Here is a 25362-nt window from a genome sequence, read left to right on the forward strand (position 1 = left end):
ATGAATCTGAAGTCAGACGGAACCGCCGACGGCGATCTGGGGCTGATCCCGCTCTCGAGTGCGCAGTACGGCATGTGGCTCGCGGACCATGTGCCCGGCGGACCGGCTGTGAACATCGCACATTGTGTCGAGATCGAGGGCCCGGTGGATTACGACGCGTTCACCCAGGCGGTGAACGACGGCGGTCACGAAACCGAGTCATTGGTGGTGCGCGTGGTCGAATCCGACGGCCGCCCCTATCAATTCGTCGACCGCGGCATCATCTATGACGAGCCGGTGCTGGATTTCAGCGATGCGGAGGATCCGGTCGCGACGGCGATGGAGTGGATGCGCCGCGACTACAACACGAAGGCGGTCGATCTGAGCCGCGACCGGCTCACCGAGACGAGGCTCATCCGGGTCGGCGAAGACCACTACTTCTGGTACGGCCGCGCGCACCATTTGGTGATCGATGGGTACGGCGCCTTCAACAGCTTGACCCGGATGGCCGAGCATTACAACGCCCTGCTGGAGGGCAGGCCGCCGACGCGACTGGACGCGGCGAGCCTGCACGACATCGTCGAGGCGGAGCACGCCTATCGCGCCAGCTCGCGATACGAGGCGGACAAAGCGTATTGGATGAACAAGGTTTCCGACCTGCCGAAGCCGGTCAGTCTGTCCGGCCGCACAGCCCGTTCCGGCAAGGTCGACCGCGTGGCCGGGTTGCAGCTGCCCGCACGCCTGTCCGACCGGCTCGACCGCTACGCCGAGGAGGTGAACGCGTCCGCCGCGCAGGTGGTCATCGCGGCGTTCGCCGCGTTCCTCGCCAGGATGACCGGCACCGAGGATGTCGTGCTGTCGCTGCCGGTGACCGCCCGGGTGACCAAGCGCCTGCGCAATGCCGCCGCGATGCTGGCGAACATGGTGCCGATCCGCTTCGCCGTACACCACTCGACCACCGTGGAGGAGCTGGTCCGCGCGTCGGTGTCCGAACTGGTCGCGGCCATGCGTCACCAGCTGTACCGGTTCGAGGATCTGCGCCGCGAGTCGGCCGCGATCGACTCCTCCGCGAATTCGTACGGCCCGATCGTGAACATCCTGTTCTTCGATTCGGAGATTCGGCTCGGCTCGGCCGTCGGCCGCTATCGCGCCCTGACCTCCGGCGCGCTCGACGATCTGCAGCTGAACCTGTACCGCTCGGGCGCGGACGCGCCGCTGCTCATCGAACTGCACGGCAACCCGAACCTCTACGGGCAGGACGAACTCGAGTCGCACGCCGACCGGTTCCTCGATTTCCTGCACCGGATGATGGATGCGCCCCTGGACGCCCGCATCGGCGACATCCCGCTCGTCGCCCCCGCCGAGGAACTGCGCATCGTCCAGGAACTCGCGGGCCGCGACGGCGAATCGCCCTCGGCCACACTGGTGGATCTGCTGACCCGACAGGCGGCCGCCACGCCGTCCGCAGTCGCCGTGACATTCGACGACACCACTCTCACCTACCGCGAACTCGACGAACGCTCCAACCGGTTCGCGCGCAGGCTCATCGCGCTCGGCGCGGGGCCGGAAGCGCTGGTGGCCATAGCACTGCCACGGGATGCCGATCTGATCGTCGCGGTACTCGGCGTACTGAAATCAGGCGCCGGGTACCTTCCGCTGGACACGGCCCATCCGGCCGAGCGGCTCGAATACGTGCTGAGTGACGCGAACCCGATCGCGGTGGTGACCAAGCGGGACATGCGTGAGCACGTGCCGGGTGATCCCGGCCGCGTCGTGCTGTTCGAGGACGTCCTCGCCGCCGAGGAAGCCGCGGACCCGATCACCGATGCCGATCGGCTCGGCTTGCTGCGTCCCGACCACCTCGCCTATGTCATCTACACGTCCGGATCGACCGGCCGGCCGAAAGGCGTCTCGATCAGCCACCGCGCCGTGGCCACCTATCTGGTGAACTCGTGCGCCGAGATCGGCATCCGATCCGGCGACGTCTGGACGTTGTTCCACTCCTTCGCCTTCGACTACTCGGTCTGGGAGATTTTCGGTGCGCTGGTCAGCGGCGGCCGGATCGTCGTGGTGGACGGCCTCACCAGCCGCTCGCCGGACGACATGGTGCGGCTCGCGGCACGCGAGCGGGTCACGGTCTTCAGCCAGACCCCTTCGGCGTTCTACCAGTTCGCGGCCGCCCGACAGCGGTACACGCACGCCGGTGAGCCGGAAGGCGAGCTGTCGCTGCGTCTGGTCGTCCTGTCGGGTGAGGCCCTCGATCCCGCCGGGCTGTCCGACTGGTACGAGCACAACCCGGATCTGCCGGTGCTGGCCAACAGCTACGGGATCACCGAAACCACCGTCTTCGTCACCTACACCGGTCTCACCGCGGACGTCGCCGTTCCAGGCGCACCGAGCACGGTGGGCCCGGCCTTGCCGGGCTTGCGCACGTATGTCCTCGACGAGCGCTTGCGCCCGTGCCCGCTCGGCGCCTGGGGCGAAATCTACGTCGCCGGAACACAACTCGCTCGTGGCTACCTCAACCGGCCCGCGCTGAGCGCCGCACGTTTCGTCGCCGATCCGTTCGGGCGGCCGGGGGAGCGCCTCTACCGCAGCGGTGACGTGGCGCGCTGGAACCACCGAGGCGAGTTGGAATATCGCGGCCGCGCCGACCAGCAGGTGCAGTTGCGCGGGTTCCGGATCGAGCTGGACGAGATCCGCAACGCGCTGCTGTCGCACGGTGCCGTCGCCGCGGCGGTCGTCGTCGTGCACCTGCCCGGCACGGAGGCCGCCCGGCTGGTCGGATACGTCGTGCCCGCCGTCGGCGCCGACGTGGATCCGGACGCCTTGCGCGCCCACGTCGGCGGGCGACTGCCGGAGTACATGGTGCCGTCGAGCGTCGTCGTGATCGACGCCGTGCCGCTGACCGTGAACGGCAAAGTGGACTACCGCGCACTTCCCGAACCGGTCTTCGATTCGGCCGCGGCATACGTCGCGCCCCGCACGGTCGTCGAGGAGTCGATCGCGGATGTCTTCGCGGAAGTCCTCGGCATCGACCGGGTGGGCGTTTTCGACAGCTTCTTCGAACTCGGCGGCAACTCGATCACCGCGACCAGCGCTGCCGTGCGCATCGCGGAGGTGACCCGGTGCGATATGTCGGTGCGCGACCTGTTCGTCAAGCAGACCGTCGCGGAACTGGCCGCGCATCTCGAGGCCGGACGCAGTTCCGGCAGGCCCGTGCTGCGGGCCGCGGCGCCCCGGCCCGAGCCCATTCCGCTGGCGCCGGCGCAGAACAGGATGTGGCTGGTCAACCAGACCGACCCCACCTCGGCCGCCTACAACATTCCGCTGATCGTGCAGCTGACCGGGCGTCTCGACGCCGCGGCGCTGCGTGCCGCGCTCACCGACGTGATCGATCGGCACGAATCGCTGCGCACCGTCTACCCCGCCGTGAACGGCGAGGGCACCCAGGTCGTTCTGCCTGCCGACGAGGTCGTCGCCGGTCTCGACCTGACTCCGCGACCGACCGACCCGGACGAGATCGAACATCGAATTCGCGAGCTGGCTTCCGTCGGAACGGATTTGCGCGAACGCGCCCCGATCCGGGTGGCGCTGCTGGCGACCGCGGACCGCGGCCGGCATGTGCTGGCCGTCATCCTGCACCACATCTGCTGCGACGGGTCCTCGCTCCGGCCGCTCGCGGCCGACGTCGCGGTCGCCTACGAGGCCCGAGTGCAGGGGAAGACCCCCGATTGGGAGCCGTTGAGCGTTCAGTACGCGGACTACAGCGTCTGGCATCGCAGTCTGCTCGGCGACCTGGACGACCCGGATTCGCGCGCCGCCCGCCAATTGCGCTACTGGTCGCAGCGACTGGCGGGCATGCCGCCGGTCCTCGAGCTGCCCGCGGACCGGCCGCGTCCGGCCCGCCAATCCATGCGCGGCGACGTCGCGGACACGGTGATCCCGGCCGAGACCTTCGCCGGGATCGAGCGGCTGGCACGCGCGGCCAACGTCACGACGTTCATGGTCGTCCACGCGGCGCTGGCCGTGCTGCTGGCGCGGATGTCGGGTTCGGCGGACATCACCATCGGCACGCCGGTCGCCGGTCGCGGCGAACGGGCGCTGGAGCCGCTCATCGGCATGTTCGTCAACACCGTGCCGCTGCGTACCGAGGTGTCCGCCGAGGAGTCGTTCACCGAGTTCCTGACGCGCGTCAAGGGCATCGATGTCGACGCCTTCGCCAACAGTGACCTGCCCTACGAGCGCGTCGTGGACGAACTGCATCCGAAGCGGTCCCTGGCGTACGCGCCGCTGTGCCAGGTATATCTCGCGTTCGAGAACATGGGCCGGGCGAGCTTGGAGCTGTCCGAACTCACCGTCGAGCTGCTGGATCCCGGCGCCGAGCCGGCGAAGGTGGACATCATCGTCACCGTCGCCGAGAACACCGCCGCGGGTGGCGATGTGGCGCTGCGGATCAACTACGCGACGGATCTGTTCGACCGGGAGACCGTCGAAGAGCTCGCCGATCGGCTGAACCGCACGCTCGACGCGTTCGTGGCGAATCCGCGGGCGCGCGTCGGCGACGTGGACCTGTTGTCCGGAGTCGAGCGCCTGGAATTGGTCCCGGCATCCGGCGGTCGTGCCGAGCAGCCCCGCGTGCTCGCGGATGTGCTGCTGGTCGGTGAGCGCACCGCGCCGGCCGTGGTGGCGGGGGATCGTGTGCTCACCTACGGGGAGCTCGACGAGTGGTCGAATCGTCTTGCCCGCGTGTTGATCGACTGGGGCGTGGGGCCGGGCGACCAGGTCGCGCTGGCCATGGGGCGGTCGGTGGAGTTCGTGGTCGGCGTGTGGGCGGTGGCGCGGGCGGGTGCCGCGTTCGTGCCGGTCGACCCGCGCTACCCCGCCGAGCGGGTGGCGCACATGATCGCGGACTCGAATGTGGAGGTCGCGCTCAGTGTCGAGGCGTCGCATGCCCTGCTTCCCGGCCACGTGCGGCAGCTGGTCCTGGACCACCCGGCCACCGAGGCGTTCCTCGCTGCGCAATCGTCCGCGGCGGTGACCGACGCGGAGCGCCTGCGCGCCTGCCGGGTGGCCGACGCGGCCTACGTGGTGTACACCTCGGGCTCCACCGGCAAGCCGAAGGGCGTGGCGGTGACCCACGAGGGCTTGGCGAATTTCGCGATCGAGCAGCGGGAGCGCTATCGCGTCGATCGCCGGTCGCGCGTGCTGCAGGTGGCGGCGCCTGGCTTCGACGCGGTGATGTTGGAGTTGCTGATGGCACACGCGAACGGCGCGGTGCTGGTGGTGTCGCCGCCGGAGGTGTTCGCCGGTGCGCAGCTGGCGGAATTGATTCGCGCACAAGAGGTCTCGCACGCGTTCGTGACGCCGAGCGTGCTGGCGACGATGTCGCCCGCCGGACTCGATTCGCTGCAGGTGCTGGTGGCGGGCGGGGAAGCGGTGTCGGCCGAGACGGTGGCCGTGTGGGCGCCGGGACGACGGCTGCACAACGGGTACGGGCCCACCGAGACCACGATCATGGTCGCGATCAGCGACCCGCTGTGCGTCGGCGACCCGGTGACCATCGGCGGCCCGATCCGCGGCGTCGACGCGGTGGTCCTCGACGAGCGGTTGCGGCCCGTCCCGGTCGGCGTGACCGGGCAGCTGTACGTCTCGGGTGTGCAGCTTTCCCGCGGGTACCTCAACCGGCCCGCCTCCACGGCGGTGACGTTCGTCGCCAACCCCTACGGCCCTGCGGGCACCCGCATGTACGGCACCGGTGACCTGGCGCGCTGGACCGCCGAACACACGCTGGAATACCTGGGGCGCACGGATTTCCAGGTCAAGATCCGCGGGCAGCGCATCGAACTCGGCGAGATCGAAGCCGTGCTCGCCGGACATCCCGCCGTCGCGGCGGCAGTAGTGGTCGGCGTGCACGCCGAGAGCGGCTCGCGGCTGGCGGCGTACGTGGTGCCCGCCGACGGCGCGGTCGACACCGCCGAGCTGACCAAGTACGCGGCCCAACGCCTGCCGTCGCATATGGTGCCGGACACGGTCATGGTGCTCGACACCTTGCCGCTGTCGGCGGTGGGCAAGGTCGACCGCGCCGCGCTGCCGGAACCGGAGTTCGCTCCCGGCGTGGAGTTCGTCGCGCCACGCAATGCCACCGAGCAGATCGTCGCCGACATCTGCGCGGGCGTGCTGGGCATCGACCGCGTCGGCGTCCTCGACAGCTTCTTCGACCTCGGCGGCAACTCGCTGTCGGCCACGCGCGCCGCGGCGCAGCTCAGCGGCGCGTTCGGCGTCGAGGTGCCGTTGCGCGCGATTTTCGAGACGCCGACCATCGGTGCGCTGGCCGAGCGGCTGCGCAGCGCCGACGCGGCGACCCGGGCGCCGCTGGTCCCGCAGGAGCGCCCGGATCGGATCCCGCTGTCACCGGCGCAGGCCCGCATGTGGTTCCTCAACCAGTTCGACACGAGCTCACCGGTGTACAACATCCCGCTGGTCGTGCGGATGTCCGGAGACCTCGACGTGACCGCGATGCACGCGGCGATCGCGGACGTGCTCGAACGGCACGAAGCGCTGCGGACTGTCTACCCCGACAGCGACAGCGGACCGCACCAGGTGATCGTGCCGGTGGAGACGGCGCTGCGCCCGCTGACTCCGGTGACCGTCGCGGCCGAGGAAATCGAGGCGCGTGTCGCCGCCGAGGTAACGGTGGGCTTCGACGTCACCGCCGAGGTTCCGTTCCGGGTCGCGCTGCTGCGCAGCGCACCCGACGACCACTCCCTGGTGCTCGTCGTCCATCACATCAGCTTCGACGGGTCCTCGCTCGCGCCGATGGCCGCGGACCTGATGACCGCCTACCGGGCCCGGGTCCGGCGCGAAGCGCCGCAGTGGGCGCCGCTGCCGGTGCAGTACGCGGATTACGCGCTGTGGCAGCGGAAGCTGCTCGGCAGCGAGGACGATCCGCACAGCCCGACCGTCGCGCAGACCCGCTATTGGCTCGCGGCCCTCGCCGGCCTGCCCGAAGTGCTGGACCTGCCCACCGACCGTCCGCGGCCGGCGAAGCAGTCGTTCCGCGGCGCGACGGTCTCGGCCACCCTGCCCGCGGATCTGCACCGGGAAGTGGTCGCGCTGGCCCGCCGCCACGACGCGACGGTCTTCATGGTGATGCACGCGGCCTACGCGGCGTTGCTGGCGCGGCTGTCCGGCACCGGGGACATCGCGGTCGGCACCCCGATCGCCGGTCGCGGCGAGCCGGGGCTGGACGGCTTGGTCGGCATGTTCGTCAACACGCTGGTGTTGCGCACGCACATCGCGCCCGGAGCGTCCTTCGTCCGGATCCTGGATCAGGTCCGGGCCACCGACCTGGCCGCTTTCGAGAACGCCGACATCCCGTTCGAGCGTCTGGTGGAGGTGCTGAACCCGCCGCGCTCGACGGCACACGCCCCGCTGACGCAGGTCGGCTTCTCGTTCCAGAACATCGAGATCCCGACGGTGCGATTCGAGGGCTTGACGGTCTCGGCGCAGATGGCCGATCCGAGCGTGGCGAAATACGACCTGCACCTGAATCTGGTCGACGCCTTGGCGCCGGACGGCGAGCCGGGCGACATGGCCGTCGAGTTCGGCTACGCCACAGACCTTTTCGACGAGTCGACGATCACGGCGATGTTCGATCGCTACCTGCTGTTGCTGCGCGCGATCGTCCTCGACCCCACCCGCGCGATCGGCGACATCGATCTGCTGACCGATCAGGAAGCGCGGCGGATCGCGCAGCGGTCCAGCGGTGTGATCACACAGGCGCCGGCGGCGACGATCGCGGACCTGTTCGCCGTGCAGGCCGAGGCGACGCCGGAGCGCACGGCGGTGGTGGACGCCGACGGCGGCGCCCGGCTCGACTACCGGGAATTCGCGGCCCGGGTGAACGCGCTGGCGCGTGCGCTGATCCAGCGCGGAATCGGCCCGGAGACCGTCGTGGCGGTGGCGATGCGCCGCTCGGTGGACCTGCTGACCACGCTGTACGCCATCCACGCGGCAGGTGCGGCCTACCTGCCGCTGGATCCGGATCACCCCGTCGACCGGGTGCGGGCCGTTCTGTCCGACGCACGGCCCACCGCGATCCTCACCCGTCCGGACGATCGGGCGAGTCTGCCCGGCGACGTGCCGGTCTGGGCGCTCGGGGACCTCGCCGCCGAGCGGCTGGACGCCTCCGCGGTGACCGATGCCGACCGGACGCGCCCGCTGCGCCCGGACGACCTGGCCTACGTCATCTACACCTCCGGCTCGACGGGTGTGCCCAAGGGCGTGGCGGTTCCGCACGCCGCGGTGGTGAACCAGTTGCGCTGGATGCGCGAGCACTACCGGCTCGGCGGCAGCGACGTCATGCTGCTGCGCACGCCGGTGACCTTCGACCTCTCGGTCTGGGAGTTGTTCTCCGCGTTGACCTGCGGTGCGGCCCTGGTCGTCGCCGGTCCCGACGCGCAGAGCGATCCGCGGGAAGTGGCCCGGCTGATCGCCGAGTATCGGGTGACCACGGTGGACTTCGTGCCGTCACTGCTCTCGGCGTTCCTCGAGGTGGCCACTCCGCGCGAGTTCCCCGACCTGCGGCGGGTGCTGTGCATCGGTGAGGCGCTGTCTGCCGAGATCGTGCGCCGCTTCCGGGATTTCAGCGACGCGCGGATCGACAATCTGTACGGCCCGACGGAAGCGGCGGTCAGCGTCACCGCGCACCGGATCGATTCGGTCGAGGGCGTGGCGGTGCCGATCGGCGTGCCCGAGGCGAACGTGACCGTGCATGTACTGGACGCGCGGTTGCATCCGGTGCCGGTCGGGGTGACCGGTGAGCTGTACCTCGGTGGCGTCCAGCTGGCTCGCGGCTACCAGGACCGCCGGGGGCTGACGGCGGCGACGTTCGTCGCCGATCCGTTCGCCGGCGCGCCCGGCGCTCGGCTCTACCGCACCGGCGACCTGGTGCGCTGGGACGAGGACGGCAACCTGCGTTACGTCGGCCGCGCCGATACCCAGGTGAAGCTGCGCGGCCTGCGGATCGAACTCGGCGACATCGAAGCGGCGCTGATCGCGCACGAGCAGGTGCATGCGGCCGTCGCGCAGGTACGGGTCGACGGCGGCGAGCAGCGGCTGGTCGCCTACGTGGTCGCGGACGCGGCGCTCGACGTCCGGCAGGTCCGGGCCGTGCTGCTGGACCGGCTGCCTGCCTACATGGTGCCCTCCTCGGTGACCCGGATCGACTCGATTCCGCTCAACGCCAACGGCAAGGTGGACTATCGGGCGCTGCCCGAACCGGACCCGAGCGTCCAGGAGTCCGAGTTCCGGCCGCCACGTGGCCTGGTCGAACAGGCGATCGCCGCGGTCTTCGCGGAACTGTTCGACCGGCCCGAGGTCGGCGCGGACGATGACTTCTTCGAACTCGGCGGCAACTCGCTTGTCGCGACGCGCGCGCTGAGCCGGATCGGCGACGTCGTCGACGTGACCATCCCGGTGCGCGCGATCTTCGAGGCTCCGACCGTGTCCGCTCTGGCCGAGCGTATCGCCCAGTTGCGCGCGATTCCCGGTCTTCCCGCGCCGACCCCGATCCCGCGGCCGGACCGCATTCCGCTGTCGCACGCGCAGACCCGGATGTGGTTCCTGAATCAGTTCGACCCGGCGGCGCCCGGATACGTGGTGCCACTGGCGATCCGGCTGGAGGGCGAGCTCGATCTGGCGGCGCTGACCGCCGCCGTGGGCGATGTCGTCGAGCGGCACGAGAGCCTGCGCACGATGTACCCGGCGGTCGACGGCACGCCCACCCAGGTGGTGCTGAACGCCGAGGACGTGCTGGCGACGTGCGATCTGACCCCGCAGGCGGTCGGCGAGCGGGAGCTGCCGCACCGGCTGGCCGAATTCTGCGGCACCGGATTCGACGTCGCCGCGGGCGTGCCGCTGCGCGTGGCGCTGTACCAGTTGTCGGACGAGGCGTGGACGCTCGCGCTGGCCGCGCACCACATCAGTTGCGACGGCTTCTCGGTGGCTCCGCTCGCCGCCGATCTGGTGACGGCGTATCGGGCGCGTTCCGGCGGCGCCGCGCCGGACTGGGCGCCGCTGGCGGTGCAATTCGCCGACTACGCCCTGTGGCAACGAGCGGTCCTCGGTTCCGTCGACGACCCGGATTCCTTCGTAGGCCGCGACATCGCCTACTGGCGAACGCAACTCGCGGGCGTGCCCGACCTGCTCGAGTTGCCGACCGACCGTCCGAGGCCGGTGGAACAGTCCCAGCGTGGCGCGGTGATCCAGGTGACCATCCCCGGTGAGTTGCAAGGCCGGGTGGAATCGCTGGCGCGGCGAGCCGGGGCCACGACGTTCATGGTGGTGCACGCGGCTCTGGCGGTGCTGCTGTCGCGGCTGTCCGGCAGCGACGACGTCACGGTCGGCGTTCCGCACGCGGGACGGGGCGACCGGTCGCTGGACCACCTGGTCGGAATGTTCGTCAACACCTTGGTGATGCGGACGCGGATCTCCCTGGATCAGACCTTCGCGAGCCTGCTCGACGACGTGCGGCGCACCGACATCGAGGCGTTCGATCACGCCACGGTGCCGTTCGAGCAGTTGGTCGACGCGCTGAACCCGGTGCGCTCGACGGCGCACACGCCGTTGTTCCAGGTACTGCTCGCCTACCAGAACATGACCCGCGCTCGCGTCGAGCTTCCTGGCCTCACCGTCGAGAACGTGGACCCGGGCGACAGCGCGGCGATCTACGACCTGCTGCTCATGATCAGCGAGGGCCACGGCACGCACAACGAGCCCACCGGCATGACGCTGCGCCTGACCTACGCCACGGACCTCTTCGACGAGGACACGGTGCGGCGCTTCGCCGACCGATTCGTTCGCGTTCTCGATGCCGCGGCCCGCGACGCCGAGGCCACTGTCGGGGCGCTCGGGTTGCTCGACGAGGCGGAGCGGTCGCAGGTGCTGGAGCAGTGGAACGACACCGGTGGCTCCGCCGCGGCGGGCCGGACACTGGTCGACGTCTTCGACGAACAGGTCGCCCGCACCCCCGACGGTACGGCGCTTCGCCTGCCGGACGGCAGCACCTCGACCTACCGGGACTTCGATGCGAGCGTGAACCGGCTGGCCCGGTGGCTCATCGCGCGCGGTGCAGGCCCGGAGACGGTGGTGGCGGTGGCGATCCGTCGATCGGCCGAGCTCGTCACGGCTCTCTACGCGGTGGTGAAGGCAGGCGCGGCGTTCCTGCCGATCGACCCGGACCACCCGAGCGCGCGGATCGCGCACGTGCTGGGCGCGGCCGGACCGCTGCTGGTGCTCACGACCGAGAACGACGGCGACGGTCTGCCGGACGGATTCGAGTACGCGCCGATCGACCGGCTGGACGTGAGCGGCCTGTCCGGCGCCCGGATCACGGACACCGAGCGGCGCACACCGCTGCGGCCGAACCACCTGGCCTACGTGCTGTTCACCTCCGGGTCGACCGGCGTCCCCAAGGGCGTGGCCCTGACCCATGCCGCCACCGTGAGCCAGTTGGCCTGGGCCCAGCAGCAGTGGCCGCACGGCGCCTCCGACGCGGTGCTGCACAAGACGCCGATCACCTTCGACATCGCCGTGTGGGAGTTGTTCTGGCCGTTGCAGACCGGCGCGCACATCGTGGTCGCCGAACCCGGCGGTCATCGCGACCCGGCCTATCTCGCGGAGATCATCGCGCGCGACGAGATCACGACCGTGCACTTCGTGCCGTCGATGCTCGACGTCCTGCTGGAATCCGCCGGTGTCGCGGCACTGCCGTCGATCCGGAGGGTGTTCGTCGCGGGCGAGGCGTTGGCACAACGCACGGTCGACGCGGCGGAGCGCGTCTTCGCGCACGCGGAACTGGTGAACTGGTACGGGCCTGCGGAAGCGGAGGTGGTGACCGCGCAACGGTGCGCACCGCACGCGACGACCGCCGCGACGGTGCCGATCGGGGCGCCCGCCGCGGGCATGAAGGTCTACGTGCTGGATGCGCGGTTGCGGCCGGTGCCGGTCGGCGTCGTCGGTGAGCTGTACGTCTCCGGTGTCCAGTTGGCGCGCGGCTACCACGCGCGCGCCGACCTCACCTGCGGCGCGTTCGTCGCGAACCCGTTCGGTGCGGCGGGGGAGCGGCTGTACCGGACCGGTGACCTGGTCCGCTGGCGCAAGACCGGGGAGCTCGAGTACCTGGGCCGCAGCGACTTCCAGGTGAAGGTGCGCGGCCAGCGGGTGGAGCCGGGTGACATCGAGTCCGCCCTGCGCGCTGTCGCGCAGGTGGCGCGTGCGGTGGCCGTCGTGACGACCGAACGCATCATCGGATACGTCACCCTGGCACCGGGCGCGGTGACCGACGGCCGTGCGATCCGCGAGCAGCTGACCCGCACCCTGCCGTCCTACCTGGTGCCGGACGCCGTGCAGGTGCTCGACGCGATGCCGCTCACCGCGAACGGCAAACTCGACCGATCGGCGCTGCCCCGGCCGGTGTTCGACGCCGGCGACGCCTTCGTCTCGCCGCGCACCGACGCCGAGGCGATGCTGGCGCGGCTGGTCGCCGACCTGACCGGCGCGGACCGGGTGAGCGTGACGGCGAACGTCTTCGAGATCGGGATCAACTCGCTGTCGGCTGCCCAGCTCGCCGCGCGGGCGCAGGCGGCCGTGGGTGTCGACGTCGGTATCCGGGACGTGTTCGACGCGCCGACGATCGCCGCTCTGGCCGAACGGATTTCGGCGCGGACCCGGTCCACCGCGATTCCGCTGACCGCACGGCAACGCGCGGGTGCGGTCCCGTTGGCGGCGGCGCAACGGCGCATCTGGTTCCTCAACCAGTTCGACACCGCCTCCTCTGCCTACAACATCTGCTTCGCGGCCCGCCTGACCGGCGCGCTGGACGTAGATGCGCTGCGGGCGGCGTTCTTGGACGTGGTGACCAGGCATGAGCCGTTGCGGACGGTGTATCCGCTGATCGACGGTGAGCCCCGCCAAGTGGTGCGCGACGTCGCGGCGATCGACGCGGAAGTGACACTCGCAGCGGAGCCGGTCAGCGGCGAAACGGAACTGGCCGAGCGGATCCGGGACGCGGTCGAGGCGGGATTCGACGTCGCGGAATCGGCGCCCGTGCGGGCGCGGCTGTATCGCACCGCGCCGGATACGCATGTGCTGGTGGTCGTGGTCCATCACATCGCGGCCGACGGAGCGTCGATGGCTCCGCTCGCGCGCGACGTGTTCGCCGCGTACCGGGCGCGGGTGAACGGCCACACGCCGCAGTGGGAACCGCTGGCCGTCCAATACGCCGACTACGCGATGTGGCAGCAGGAGTCGCTCGGCGCCGAGGACGATCCGAGCTCACCGATCGCCCGGCAGATCGAGTACTGGACCGACGTTCTCGACGGTTCCCCGGAGTTGCTGGCCTTGCCGACAGACCGGCCGCGGCCCGCCACTTTGTCCACAGACGGAGGCAACGTCCGGTTCCGGATGCCGGCAACGCTGCACGACGCCGTGGTGCGGCTGGCCCACCGGGAGGGCGTCACCGTGTTCGTCGTCCTGCACGCGGCGCTGGCGATCCTGCTGGCGCGCACCGCACACAGCGACGACATCACCGTCGGCACGCCGGTCGCCGGTCGCGGCAGGCCGGAACTCGACGATCTGGTCGGCATGTTCGTGAACACGGTGGTGCTGCGCACGCGGATCGACGAGGCCCGCTCTTTCCGCGACCTGCTCACCGAGGTGCGCGACGTCGACCTCGAAGCGCTCGCCAACGCCGACCTGCCCTACGAACGGCTCGTCGATGTCATCGGACGTCCGCGCTCGACGGCGTATTCGCCCCTGTTCCAGGTGATGTTCGGGTTGCAGAACACCCGAGCGGCCCGATTCGAGCTGCCCGGCATCGGCGTCGAAGTCCTCGACCCCGGCCTCGCGCAGGCCAAGGCCGACCTCACGGTGCTGGTCACCGAACGCCGCGAGGGCGATCAGCCCGCCGGGATCGACGGCGAGATCATCTACGCCACCGATCTTTTCGTCGAGTCGACCGCCCAAGCGCTGTGCGAGAGATTCGTTCGTGTCCTCGAGGCGGTCGTCAGCGATCCCGCGCGGCCGATCGGCCGCATCGGCCTGCTGAGCGCGGCCGAGTTCGAACGGTTGGTGCCCGTGCGGGGCATCGAGGGCACCCAGCCGTGCCTGCTTCCGGATGTGCTGGCCACCGCCGTGGCCGTGGCCCCGGCGGCGACGGCGCTGATCGGGAACACCGAAACCCTCACCTACGCCGAACTCGACAGCAGGGCCAACCGCCTCGCCCGTGTGCTGCTCGCCCGCGGCGCCGGGCCGGGCATGTTCGTCGCGCTGGCCGTACCACGGTCGGTCGACTATCACGTCGCCATGTGGGCGATCGCGAAGACCGGCGCCACGTTCGTCCCGGTGGATCTGCGCTACCCCGTCGAGCGGATCGCCCACATGCTGAGCGATTCCGGCGCCGCGATCGGCATCACGCTCGCGACCACCCACGCGGCGCTGCCGGACAGTGTGGATTCGCTGATGCTCGACGAGGCACGGACGGCGGCCGAGATCGCCGCGCAGTCGGACCGGCCGGTGACGGACACCGAACGCGGACGTGTCCTGCGGGTGGAGGACGCCGCCTACCTGATCTACACGTCCGGTTCGACGGGAACGCCCAAGGGCGTCGTGGTCACCCATGCCGGATTGGCCAATTTCGCCGCGGAGCAGCGCGATCGGTACCTGGTCGACGGCACGTCCCGCGTGCTGCAAGTGGCGGCGCCCGCGTTCGACGCGGTGCTGCTGGAAGCGTTGATGGCGCACGCGGCCTGCGCGGCGCTGGTCGTGTCGCCGCCGGAGGTGTTCGGCGGCCCGGATCTGGCCGCGCTGATCCGGACGCATCAGGTGTCGCACGCCTTCCTGACGCCGAGCGTGCTGGCCACCATGTCGCCCGCCGGCCTCGAGTCGGTACGGATGCTCGCGGTCGGCGGTGAGATGGTGCCCGCGGAACTGATCGCCACCTGGGCGCCCGGCCGCCGGTTGCACAACATCTACGGCCCGACCGAGACGACGATCGTGATCACGATGAGCGCCCCGGTGCGCCCGGGCGATCCGATCGCCATCGGCGGCCCGATTCGTGGCGCGGAGGCAGTGGTGCTGGACGCGCGTTTGCGTCCGGTCCCGGTCGGTGTCGCGGGGGAGCTGTACCTCGCGGGAGCCCAGCTGGCGCGCGGTTACCTCAACCGGCGCGCGGTGACGGCCGGTGCGTTCGTCGCGAATCCCTACGGCGGAGCGGGTGCGCGGATGTACCGCACCGGCGACATCGTCCGCTGGACCGCGCAGCGCACGTTGGAATACGTCGGCCGCAGCGATTTCCAGATCAAGATCCGCGGCCAGCGCATCGAGCTCGGGGAGATCGACGCGGCGCTGCTCACGCACCCGAAGGTGGCCGCCGCGGTGACCGTCAGCCGCACCGGGCCGGGAGGACAGCCGCTGCTGGCCGCGTACATCGTGACCGACGCCGGTGCGGACGTGGACCCGGACACCGTGCTCGAGCACGTCGCATCGGCGTTGCCCGCGCACATGGTGCCGTCGGTCGTCACCGTGCTCGACCGCATGCCGATCACCTCGACCGGCAAGGTGGACCGGAAAGCGTTGCCGGAACCCGTGTTCCGAGTCACCGACGACGACGGGCAGACAGCGGCGACTGAGCTGGAGCGGACCGTCGCGGCGGCGTTCGCGGACGTGCTCGGCATCGAGTCGGTGGGTGTCGCCACCTCCTTCTTCTCTCTCGGTGGCGATTCCATCCTGTCGATCCAGCTGGCTTCCCGGTTGAAGTCGGCCGGTGTCGTCGTGACGGCGCGCGACATCTTCGAGCAGAAGACCGTCCGGGGCCTGGCGCGGGTCGCCGCGGCCGCCGAACGGGTCTCGCTCGCGGAGTTGCCCGGTGGTGGCGTGGGCCGGGTCCCGTTCACCCCGGTGGTCTCCTGGTTCACCGAGCGCCTCGGCGCCGCCCCCCGGTTCGCTCAATCGATGCTGGTGCGCTTGCCGCGCGACGCGCGGGTCGAGGACGTCACCGCGACCGTGCGGGCGGTGCTCCAGCAGCACGACATGCTGCGTGCGCGGCTGCGCGAACAGTGGCTGGAGGTGCCGCCGGACAGCGCCGCCGACGTCGCGGACGTGGTGTTCACCCGCACTTTCCGCGCACACGAGACGCCGGGGAGCGAAGGGTTCACCGCGGTGGTGGAAGCGGCGTTGGCCGAGGCCTCCGACCGTCTCGACCCGGCGGCGGGCCGGATGGTGCAGGTCATGTGCCTGCTGCCGGAATCGGGTGTCGAGGCCGAAGCCCGCGCTCTCGTGGTCGTTCATCACCTGGCGGTCGACGGTGTGTCGTGGCGGATCCTGATCCCCGACTTCGCGACGGCATGGCAGCAGATCACCCAGGGGCGCGCGGTGGAACTGCCCGCACAGGGCACGTCCATGCGCCGGTGGGCGCACGCGGTGGCCGACGCCGCCGCGGCCCGCGCCGGAGAGTTCGAGCTGTGGCACCGGATGGGCGCTGCCCCCGACCCACTGCTCGGCAGCGCGGTGCTGGATCCCGCCGTCGACATCCAGTCGACCGTCCGGCATCTGACGGTGTCCCTCCCTGCCGATGTCACGTCGACGTTGCTCGACGCGGTCCCGAAGGCCGCGCACGGCAGCGTGGACGACGCGTTGCTGGCCGCTCTGGCCGTGGCGACAACACGCTGGCGCCACCGGCGCGGCGTCGCGCACGCGGGTGTCAAGGTCCTGCTGGAGGGGCATGGCCGGGCGGAGCAGATCGCCGAGGGCGCGGATGTCTCCCGCACGGTGGGGTGGTTCACCAACACCTATCCGGTGGCGCTCGACCTGAACGGTGTGGAGACGGACGATCCGCGTGCCGCGGTGAAGGCCGTCAAGGAGCAGTTGCGCGGCATTCCGGACAAGGGAATCGGCTACGGCCTGCTGCGCTACCTGCACGCGGGCACGGCCGACCGGCTCGCCGCGCTGCCGGAGCCGCAGATCAGTTTCAACAATCTCGGCCGCGTCGGCGTCGACCTCACCGCACTGTCGGACCTCGCGTGGATTCCGACCGACGAGACGTTCGACCGGCGTGGCGCCTTCGACCCGGACATGCCCGCGGCCGCGGCCCTCACCATCGACGTCAACATCGTGGACACCGAGGCGGGACCGCGTTTGTCGGCGCATGTCGGATACGCGTCGCGGTTGCTCGAGCACGACGACGTGACCGAACTCGTCGACGCGTGGGTCGAGGCGCTGACCGCGATCGCGGCGGCGGCCAGGGCCGACGCGGACTGGGGCTTCTCACCCACCGACGTTCCGCTCGTCGCGGTCACGCAGTCCGACCTGGACGCGTTCGCGGACCGCTACGGTGCCCTCGGGGATGTCTGGTCGCTGGCGCCGCTGCAGGCCGGCCTGCTGTTCCACGCCGAACTCGCGGCGGGTGATCTCGACGTCTACACGGCGCAATCGACCCTCGCCCTCGCCGGTGTGCTCGACGAGGATCGGCTCGAGCGGTCCGCGGCGGCCTTGCTGCAGCGTCATCCCAACCTGCGCGCGGCGTTCGTCCGCACCGTCGAAGGCGTTCCGGCGCAGGTGATTCCGGCGTCCGCGGTCGTGCGCTGGCGGCGAGTCGATCTGCGCGGCAGCACGACGACGCCGGAGGAGCTGATCGCGGCCGAGCGGGCGATCCCGTTCGATCCGGCCGATCCTCCACTGCTGCGTTTCCTGCTCATCGAGGTGGGGCCGCAGGACTACCGGCTGGTGCTGACGGCTCACCACCTGCTGCTGGACGGCTGGTCGCTGCCTTTGCTGTGGCGCGAGCTGATCGGCCTGTACGCGGTGAGCGCACGCGCCGAGCTGTTGCCCGCCGCGGCGTCCTACCGCGGCTACCTGGAATGGCTGGATCGGCGCGAGCCGTCCACCGGCCTCGAGGTGTGGCGCGACACCCTGCGCGACTTCACCGAACCCACGGTGGTCGCCGACGCGCGGACGCACACCACGGTCGGCATCCCGGTCGACCTCGCGGTCGAGCTGGATCGCGCCGTCACCGCCGAGCTCGTGGAATTCGCTCGGGCACGGGCGGTCACCATGGCGACGATCGTGCAGTTCGCCTGGGCGGTGGTCCTGGGCAACCTGCTCGGCGTCGAGCGCGTCGTGTTCGGCGGCACGGTCTCGGGACGTCCCGCCGACCTGCCGGGCGTGGAATCGATGATCGGCTTGTTCATCAACACGATCCCGGTGGCCGTGCACGTCCCGCGGGACGCGACCGTGGCGGACGCGCTGCGGCGGTTGCAGGCCGACAACACCCGCTTGCTCGATCACCACGACGTCGAACTGTCCCGGATCCTGTCCGAGGCGGACGCCGGCCCGCTGTTCGACACGCTGGTCGTCTTCGAGTCCTACCCGGTCGACAGCAGTGGCCTGGGCGACGCGGACATCGACGGCATGCGGGTGGTCGCGGCGGACGGAAGCGACGCCGCGCACTACCCGATCACGGTGCAGGCCCACCAGACCGACCGACTGCACGTGCGGATCCGCTACCAGCAGGCCCGCGTGGACGACCGGACGGCCGCCGGTCTGGCCGCTCGGATGGAGACCGTGCTGCGGGGTATCACGACCGATCCGGAAGCGCGGCTGGGCGCGGTCGACCTGTTGACCGCGGCGGAGCGCCGTGCGCTGGTACCCGCCACCGGCGGACCGGCCGAAGCGCCCCGTGTGCTGGCGGAGTTGCTGGCGGCCGGTGCCGCGATGAATTCGGATGCGGCAGCGGTGGTTTCGGCTGAGCGCGCGCTGTCGTACGCCGAGTTGGACGCCTGGTCGAACCGTGTGGCGCGCGAACTGATCGATTGGGGCGTCGGCCCGGGCGACCAGGTGGCGTTGGCGATGGCGCGGTCGGTGGAACTCGTGGTCGGCATGTGGGCGGTGGCCAAGACCGGCGCCGCGTTCCTGCCGGTGGATCCGCGGAATCCGGCAGAGCGCGTCGCGCATATGGTCGCCGACTCCGAGGTTCGCGTCGCGGTCACGGTCGCGGCGTCGCGAGGGCTGGTTCCCGACGCTGTCCGGCGGCTGGTGCTCGACGATCCGGAAATCGGCAAGGCGATCGAGGCGCGGTCCTCGGCCGCGGTGACCGACCGGGATCGACGGCGGACGCCACACGTTCGCGACGCGGCCTATGTGCTGTACACCTCGGGCTCGACCGGAACGCCGAAGGGCGTTGCCGTCACGCACGAGGGACTGGCGAATTTCGCCGCCGTGCAACGGGTTCGCTTCGGCGTGGACGACCGGTCGCGGGTGCTGAACGCGTCCGCTCCCGGTTTCGACGTGGTGGTCCTCGAGCTGCTGCTGGCCCACACCAACGGCGCGGTGCTCGTGGTGCCGCCGCCGGAGGTGTTCGGCGGGCCCGACTTGGCGGAGTTCATTCGCGCGCAGCGGGTGTCGCACTCGTTCATGACGCCGAGCGTGCTGTCGACGATGTCGCCAGAAGGCCTGGATTCGCTGCGGGTGCTGATGGCCGGTGGCGAGGCGGTGACACCGGAGATCGTGACGCAGTGGGCGCCGGGCCGGCGGCTGTTGAACGGATACGGTCCGACCGAGACGACGATTCTGGCCGGCATCAGCGATCCGCTGCATCCCGGCGAGACCGTCACGATCGGTGGTCCGATCGGCGGTGTCGAGGCCGTCGTGCTGGACGCGTGGCTGCGACCGGTGCCGGTCGGCGTGGTCGGCGAGTTGTATCTCGCCGGTGTGCAACTGGCCCGCGGATACGTCAACCGGCCGGTGGCGACGTCGGGTGCGTTCGTGGCGAATCCGTTCGGCGCGCCGGGGTCGCGCATGTACCGCACCGGTGACCTGGCTCGCTGGACGCCCGAACACACCGTGGAATACCTCGGCCGCAGCGATTTCCAGGTCAAGATCCGCGGCCAGCGTATCGAGCTCGGTGAGATCGAGGCCGTGCTCGCCGCACAGCCCGGCGTGGAGCACGCGGTGGTCGTGCTGCGCAAGGACGAGCGCGGCATCGGCAGGCTCGCCGGCTATCTGGTCGGCTCCGATGGCTTGGATCCGGAGGAGGTCAGGGCCGCCGCGCGGCTGCGGCTGCCCGCGCACATGGTGCCCGATGTGTGCACGGTGCTCCCCGAATTCCCGCTCACCAGAACCGGCAAGCTCGACCGCTTGGCGCTTCCCGCACCGGAATTCACGGCGGCACGGGCCTGGACGGCTCCACGTACGGAGACCGAACGCCACGTCGCGGAAGTCTTCGCACACGTCCTGGGCGTCGACCGGGTCGGGGCCACCGACAGCTTCTTCGACCTCGGCGGCAATTCGCTGTCGGCGACGCGGGTGACCGCCCAGTTGAGCACCGCGCTCGGCGTGCGCGTCGGTGTTCGCGACCTGTTCGAAGCGCCGACGGTCGCCGAGCTCGCCGCCCGGCTGGACACCTCCGAGCTGGCAGTCCGGGTGCCCCTGGTAGCGCGCACCCGCCCCGCACTCGTCCCGCTGTCGCTGGCCCAGCAACGAATGTGGTTCCTCAATCAGCTCGACACCTCGATGGGTGCCTACAACATCCCGCTGGTGCTCCGGCTGAAGGGCGAACTCGACCTCGACGCACTGCGACGCGCGTGCGCGCTGGTCATCGATCGGCACGAGTCGCTGCGCACCAAATTCCCGATAACCGACGGAACACCGCATCAGGTCGTCGTGCCCGTCGAGGAGGTCCCGACCGGACTCGACGCGGTCGAGGTCGACGCGGAACGGCTGATGGAGCTCGTGCTCGCCACGGTTTCGGCGAGCTTCGACGTGACGCAGGCGCCCCCGGTGCGCGCGGAGTTGTTCCGGCTCGGTGCGGACGAGCACGTCCTGGTCATCGCAGTTCACCACATCTGCGCCGACGGGCAGTCCATGCTGCCGCTCGCCCGGGACGTGGCGATGGCCTACCAGGCGAGCAAGCAAGGGACGCCGCCGCCGTGGCCCGCGCTCGCGGTCCAGTACGCGGACTACACCCTGTGGCAGCGCGACGTGCTCGGCGACGAGCACGACCCGGGCTCGGTCATGTCCCAGCAGTTGCGTTTCTGGAAGGACACCCTCGGCGGGCTGCCCGAGCTGCTCGAATTGCCGACCGATCTGCCGCGCCCGCCGGTGGCGTCCATGCGCGGCCGCACGGTGGACTTCGCGATCTCCGCCGCGTTGCAGGAACGGATCGGCGCGGTCGCACGTGCGGCGAACGCGACGGTGTTCATGGTCATGCACGCCGCGCTGGCAGTCCTGCTCTCGCGGCTGGCCGGGATCGGCGACGTCGCGGTGGGCACCCCGGTGGCCGGCCGCGGCGAGCGCGAGCTGGACGATCTGATCGGCATGTTCGTCAACACCCTCGTGCTGCGGTCACGGGTGTCGTCGCGCCAGTCGTTCGCCGAGCTGCTCGCGGCGACCCGGGAAACGGACCTGGCCGCGTTCGCGCATGCCGACGTGCCGTTCGAGCAAGTGGTGGAGGCGCTGAACCCGCCGCGGTCCACCGCGCATCTGCCGCTGTACCAGGTCACGCTCGATGTCCAGAACCTGAGCAAGGCCGCGCTGGAACTGCCCGGACTGATCGTCGAGCCGGTCGAGAACGGATTCGAACCGGCGCAGGCCGACCTGAACCTGAACCTGGTCGAACGGTCGGGCGCCCAGGGGGAGCCGGATGGCATCCGGGGACGCCTGACCTACGCCACCGATCTCTTCGTCGAGGAGACGATGACCCGGTTCGCGCAGGCATATGTGCGGATTCTGGAAGAGGTGACCGCCGACCCGGCGGTCGCGGTCGGCGACATCGACCTCGTGGGCGCGGGGGAACGTCGTGCGGTGCTCGACGCGGCCGGTGACGCGGGGGTCGCGGTGCCCGAGACCACCCTCGCCGAGCTGTTCGCCGCTCAGGCCGCCGCACGGCCGGACGCGGTCGCGGTGACCGACGGCCAGGCGCGGCTGACCTACGCGGAGCTGGACCGCCGCGCCGCCGCGGTGGCGGCACGGCTGACCGAACTCGGCGTGGGACCGGAATCGCTGGTCGCCGTGGCGTTGCCGCGCTCGACCGACCTGGTGGTTGGCCTGCTCGGCGTCGTGCGCGCGGGTGCGGGATATCTGCCGCTGGACGTGGCGTATCCCGCGGAGCGGTTGCGCTTCATGCTCGACGACGCGGGTCCGTCCGCGGTGCTGACCACGGCGGGCATGTCCGCGGCGGTGCCGGAGTGCGCCGCGCCGGTCCTGCTCCTCGAGGATTGCGATGACGCGTCCGATCCGGTGGTTTCCGCTGCGCGACCGGGCAACGTCGCCTATGTGATCTACACGTCGGGATCGACGGGCCGTCCCAAGGGCGTGACGGTCGGCCACCGCGAAGCGGTCACCCTGTTCACCAACGCGGCCGAGCGCTTCGACCTCGGACCCGACGACGTGTGGACGATGTTCCATTCCTACGCCTTCGATTTCGCGGTGTGGGAAATCTGGGGTGCGTTGCTGTCCGGCGGCAAGGTCGTCGTGGTCGACTACGACACCTCCAGGTCGCCGGAGACCTTCGTCGAGGTCGTGGCCCGCGAAGGGGTGACGGTGTTGAGCCAGACACCCTCGGCGTTCTACGGCTTCGCCGACGCCGAGCGCCGCTACCGGGAAGCGGGCTGCCCCGCAGGCGATCTGGCGCTTCGTTATGTCGTCTTCGGTGGTGAGGCGCTGGACGCGTCCCGGTTGGACGGCTGGTTCGCCGCGCACGCGCCGGGATCGCCGCGGCTGGTCAACATGTACGGCATCACCGAGACGACCGTGCACGTGACGTTCTCCGAGGTCACGCCGGCTCAGACAGGTGCGGCCGGGATCGGTGCGCCGCTCCCCGGATTGCGGGTGTACGTCCTCGACGACCGCTTGCGGCCGGTGCCGATCGGCGTCGCCGGTGAGATCTACGTGGCCGGTGGCCAGCTCTCGCGAGGGTATCTGGGAGCCCCGGCACTGACCGCGGGCCGATTCGTGGCCAACCCGTTCGACCGCGACGGCTCCCGGCTGTACCGATCCGGGGACGTGGGCCGCTGGCGGAGGTCGGCGAGCGGGCTGGAGTTGGCCTACGCGGGCCGGGCCGACGCGCAGGTGCAGTTGCGTGGTTTCCGCATCGAACTCGGCGAGGTGGAGTCGGCGCTGCTGCGGCACCCGCTGGTCACCCAGGCCGCGGCGGCGGTGCACCGGCACGATCGCGGGGTGGACCAGTTGATCGGCTACGTCGTCGGCGTCGGCGGGGAGCGGATCGATCCGGCGGAGGTCCGCGAGACCGCCGCCGAGGTCCTGACGAGTTACATGGTGCCCGCCACGATCATGGTGCTGCCCGCACTGCCGTTGACGGTCAACGGCAAGCTCGATCGAAAAGCGCTGCCTGCGCCCGAGTTCGAGGAATCGACGGCCGCGTTCGCGGAGCCGCGGACGCACACGGAGAAAGTGATCAGCGACGTCTACGCGCAGGTTCTGGGTGTCCGGCGCGTCGGGGCGACGGACGGGTTCTTCGATCTCGGCGGCAACTCGCTGCTGGCCACGATGGTGGTGACCGAATTGCGCGGTCGCGGTGTGACCATCCAGTTGCCGTGGATGTTCGACGACGCGACGCCGCGAGCGCTGGCGGCCAGGGCCGACGGCGCGGAGGGCGGCTCGGGCCTGCAAGTGTTGCTGCCGCTGCGGGCGCAGGGCGCGAAACCCGCGGTGTTCGCGGTGCACCCCGCGGGCGGTCTGGCGTGGTTCTACGGCGGCGTGGTCGAGCATCTGCACAAGGACCGGCCGGTCTACGGCTTGCAGGATCCCCACGTCGTGGCGGGCGAACCGGGTGCGCGTTCCGTCGACGAACTGGCCGAACGCTATGCGGCCGAGATTCGCCGACTGCAGCCCAGCGGCCCGTACCACCTGCTCGGGTGGTCGCTCGGCGGTGCGATCGCCCATGCCGTCGCCGTCCGGCTTCAGCGGGAAGGGCAGCACGTCGGCATGCTGGCGATGATGGACAGCGCCGTCGGCGACTCCCAGGCGCTGGCCGCGTCGATGGGATCCACCGCCGGCGAGCCCGCGCCCGGCGAACTGATGGCCGATCTGCTCGGCGGCTGGCGTGAACTGTTCGATCTGGGCGCGGAGGTGACCGCGGATACCCACGAACAGGCATGGGCGGTGATCCGCGCGCAGGTGACCGCCAGCGGCATGTTCACCGCCGAACAGGTCGACCGGGTGATGGAGAGCTTCCAGACCGCCACCGCCATCGCCGAGGAGTACCAGCCGGGCGTCTTCGACGGCGACCTGGTCTTCTTCACCGCGGGGAAAGACCGCGCGGACGGCGACGCCGTCCTGCGGACGTGGCGGCCCTTCATCACCGGCGACCTGCACAACACGGTCGTCGACGCACGGCATCTCGAATTGACCCACCCGCACGCATTGGCCGTCATCGGCCCGATCCTCGAAAGGTTCTTGAACGAATGCTGAAGACTCTCGATCAACTCCAGCAACTCCGGCTCGAGGACGGCAGGACGGTCGCCTGCACCAGTCCGGCCGAGGCGCGGATGTTGTGGGGCGAGATGTCGACCGACGGTTTCTACCGGCTAGCCGCCGCGCTCCTGCGACCGGGGGACATCGCACTCGATATCGGCGCGAACATCGGGCTGAGCGCGATGATGTTCGCCGACACCTGCCCCGGGGTGCGAGTGATCGCCGCCGAGCCGGCCCCGGCGACCTTCGACTGTCTACAGCGCAACATGGGCATGCACGTGCCGGACGGGGTGGCACTGCAAGTCGCGGTCGGCGCCGCGCCCGGCAGTGCGCCGTTCACCTGGTACCCGCGAGCCTCCGCGAATTCCGGGCTCTACGCCGACCGCGCGGCGGACGACGAAGCCACCGAGATCTATCTGCGCAACAGCGGCCTCGACGACGAGGCGATCGCGCTCATCACCGCCGGGCTGCACGAGGGTGAGCGCATGGACGTCGAGGTCACCACCGTTTCGGCGATCCTGCGCGAGCACGGTCCGAACGCGGAGGTCGGCTTGCTCAAGGTCGATGTCGAGCGAGCGGAACTCGACGTACTGCTCGGGGTGGCCGACACGGACTGGCCGCGCATCCGCGCCGTGGTGGCCGAGGTGCACGACCGGGACGATCGTTTGGCGCAGTGCTGCGAGTTACTGCGCAGGCACGGCCTGCTCGCGCGAACCCGCCAGGACCCGAGCCTGACGGGGACCGAACTGCACGAGATCTACGGCGTGCGGCCGGAGACCGTCTGACAGACTCCGTCGTACAACGTCCCACCGGTACGGGAACAGCCCGAGTAGTCGAGGCTGTTCCCGTACCGGATTGCTTCCGGTCGACGCATCACTCTGTGCGTAGGCAGGT

At 70.5% G+C, this 25362-nt stretch carries 2 protein-coding genes; both read left to right on the forward strand.

Translation table 11 applies throughout. The features are described 5' to 3' along the window. Positions 1 to 24465, forward strand: coding sequence for a non-ribosomal peptide synthetase (locus tag QMG86_RS13875; RefSeq protein ID WP_281879947.1), 24465 nt, complete (start codon positions 1 to 3; stop codon positions 24463 to 24465). Beyond that, entirely contained in the window at positions 24459 to 25253 is a 795-nt protein-coding gene (locus QMG86_RS13880; protein WP_281879949.1) for an FkbM family methyltransferase, read from the forward strand. Before QMG86_RS13875 ends, QMG86_RS13880 begins: the two co-directional genes overlap by 7 nt. Positions 25254 to 25362 lie beyond the last annotated feature (109 nt).

Source organism: Nocardia sputorum (assembly GCF_027924405.1).
Taxonomy (GTDB): Bacteria; Actinomycetota; Actinomycetes; order Mycobacteriales; family Mycobacteriaceae; genus Nocardia; species Nocardia sputorum.

Bases quoted from the DNA above. Each gene is read 5' to 3' on its own strand.
- QMG86_RS13880 (WP_281879949.1), top strand. From the start codon at position 24,459: ATGCTGAAGACTCTCGATCAACTCCAGCAACTCCGGCTCGAGGACGGC.
- QMG86_RS13875 (WP_281879947.1), top strand. From the start codon at position 1: ATGAATCTGAAGTCAGACGGAACCGCCGACGGCGATCTGGGGCTGATC.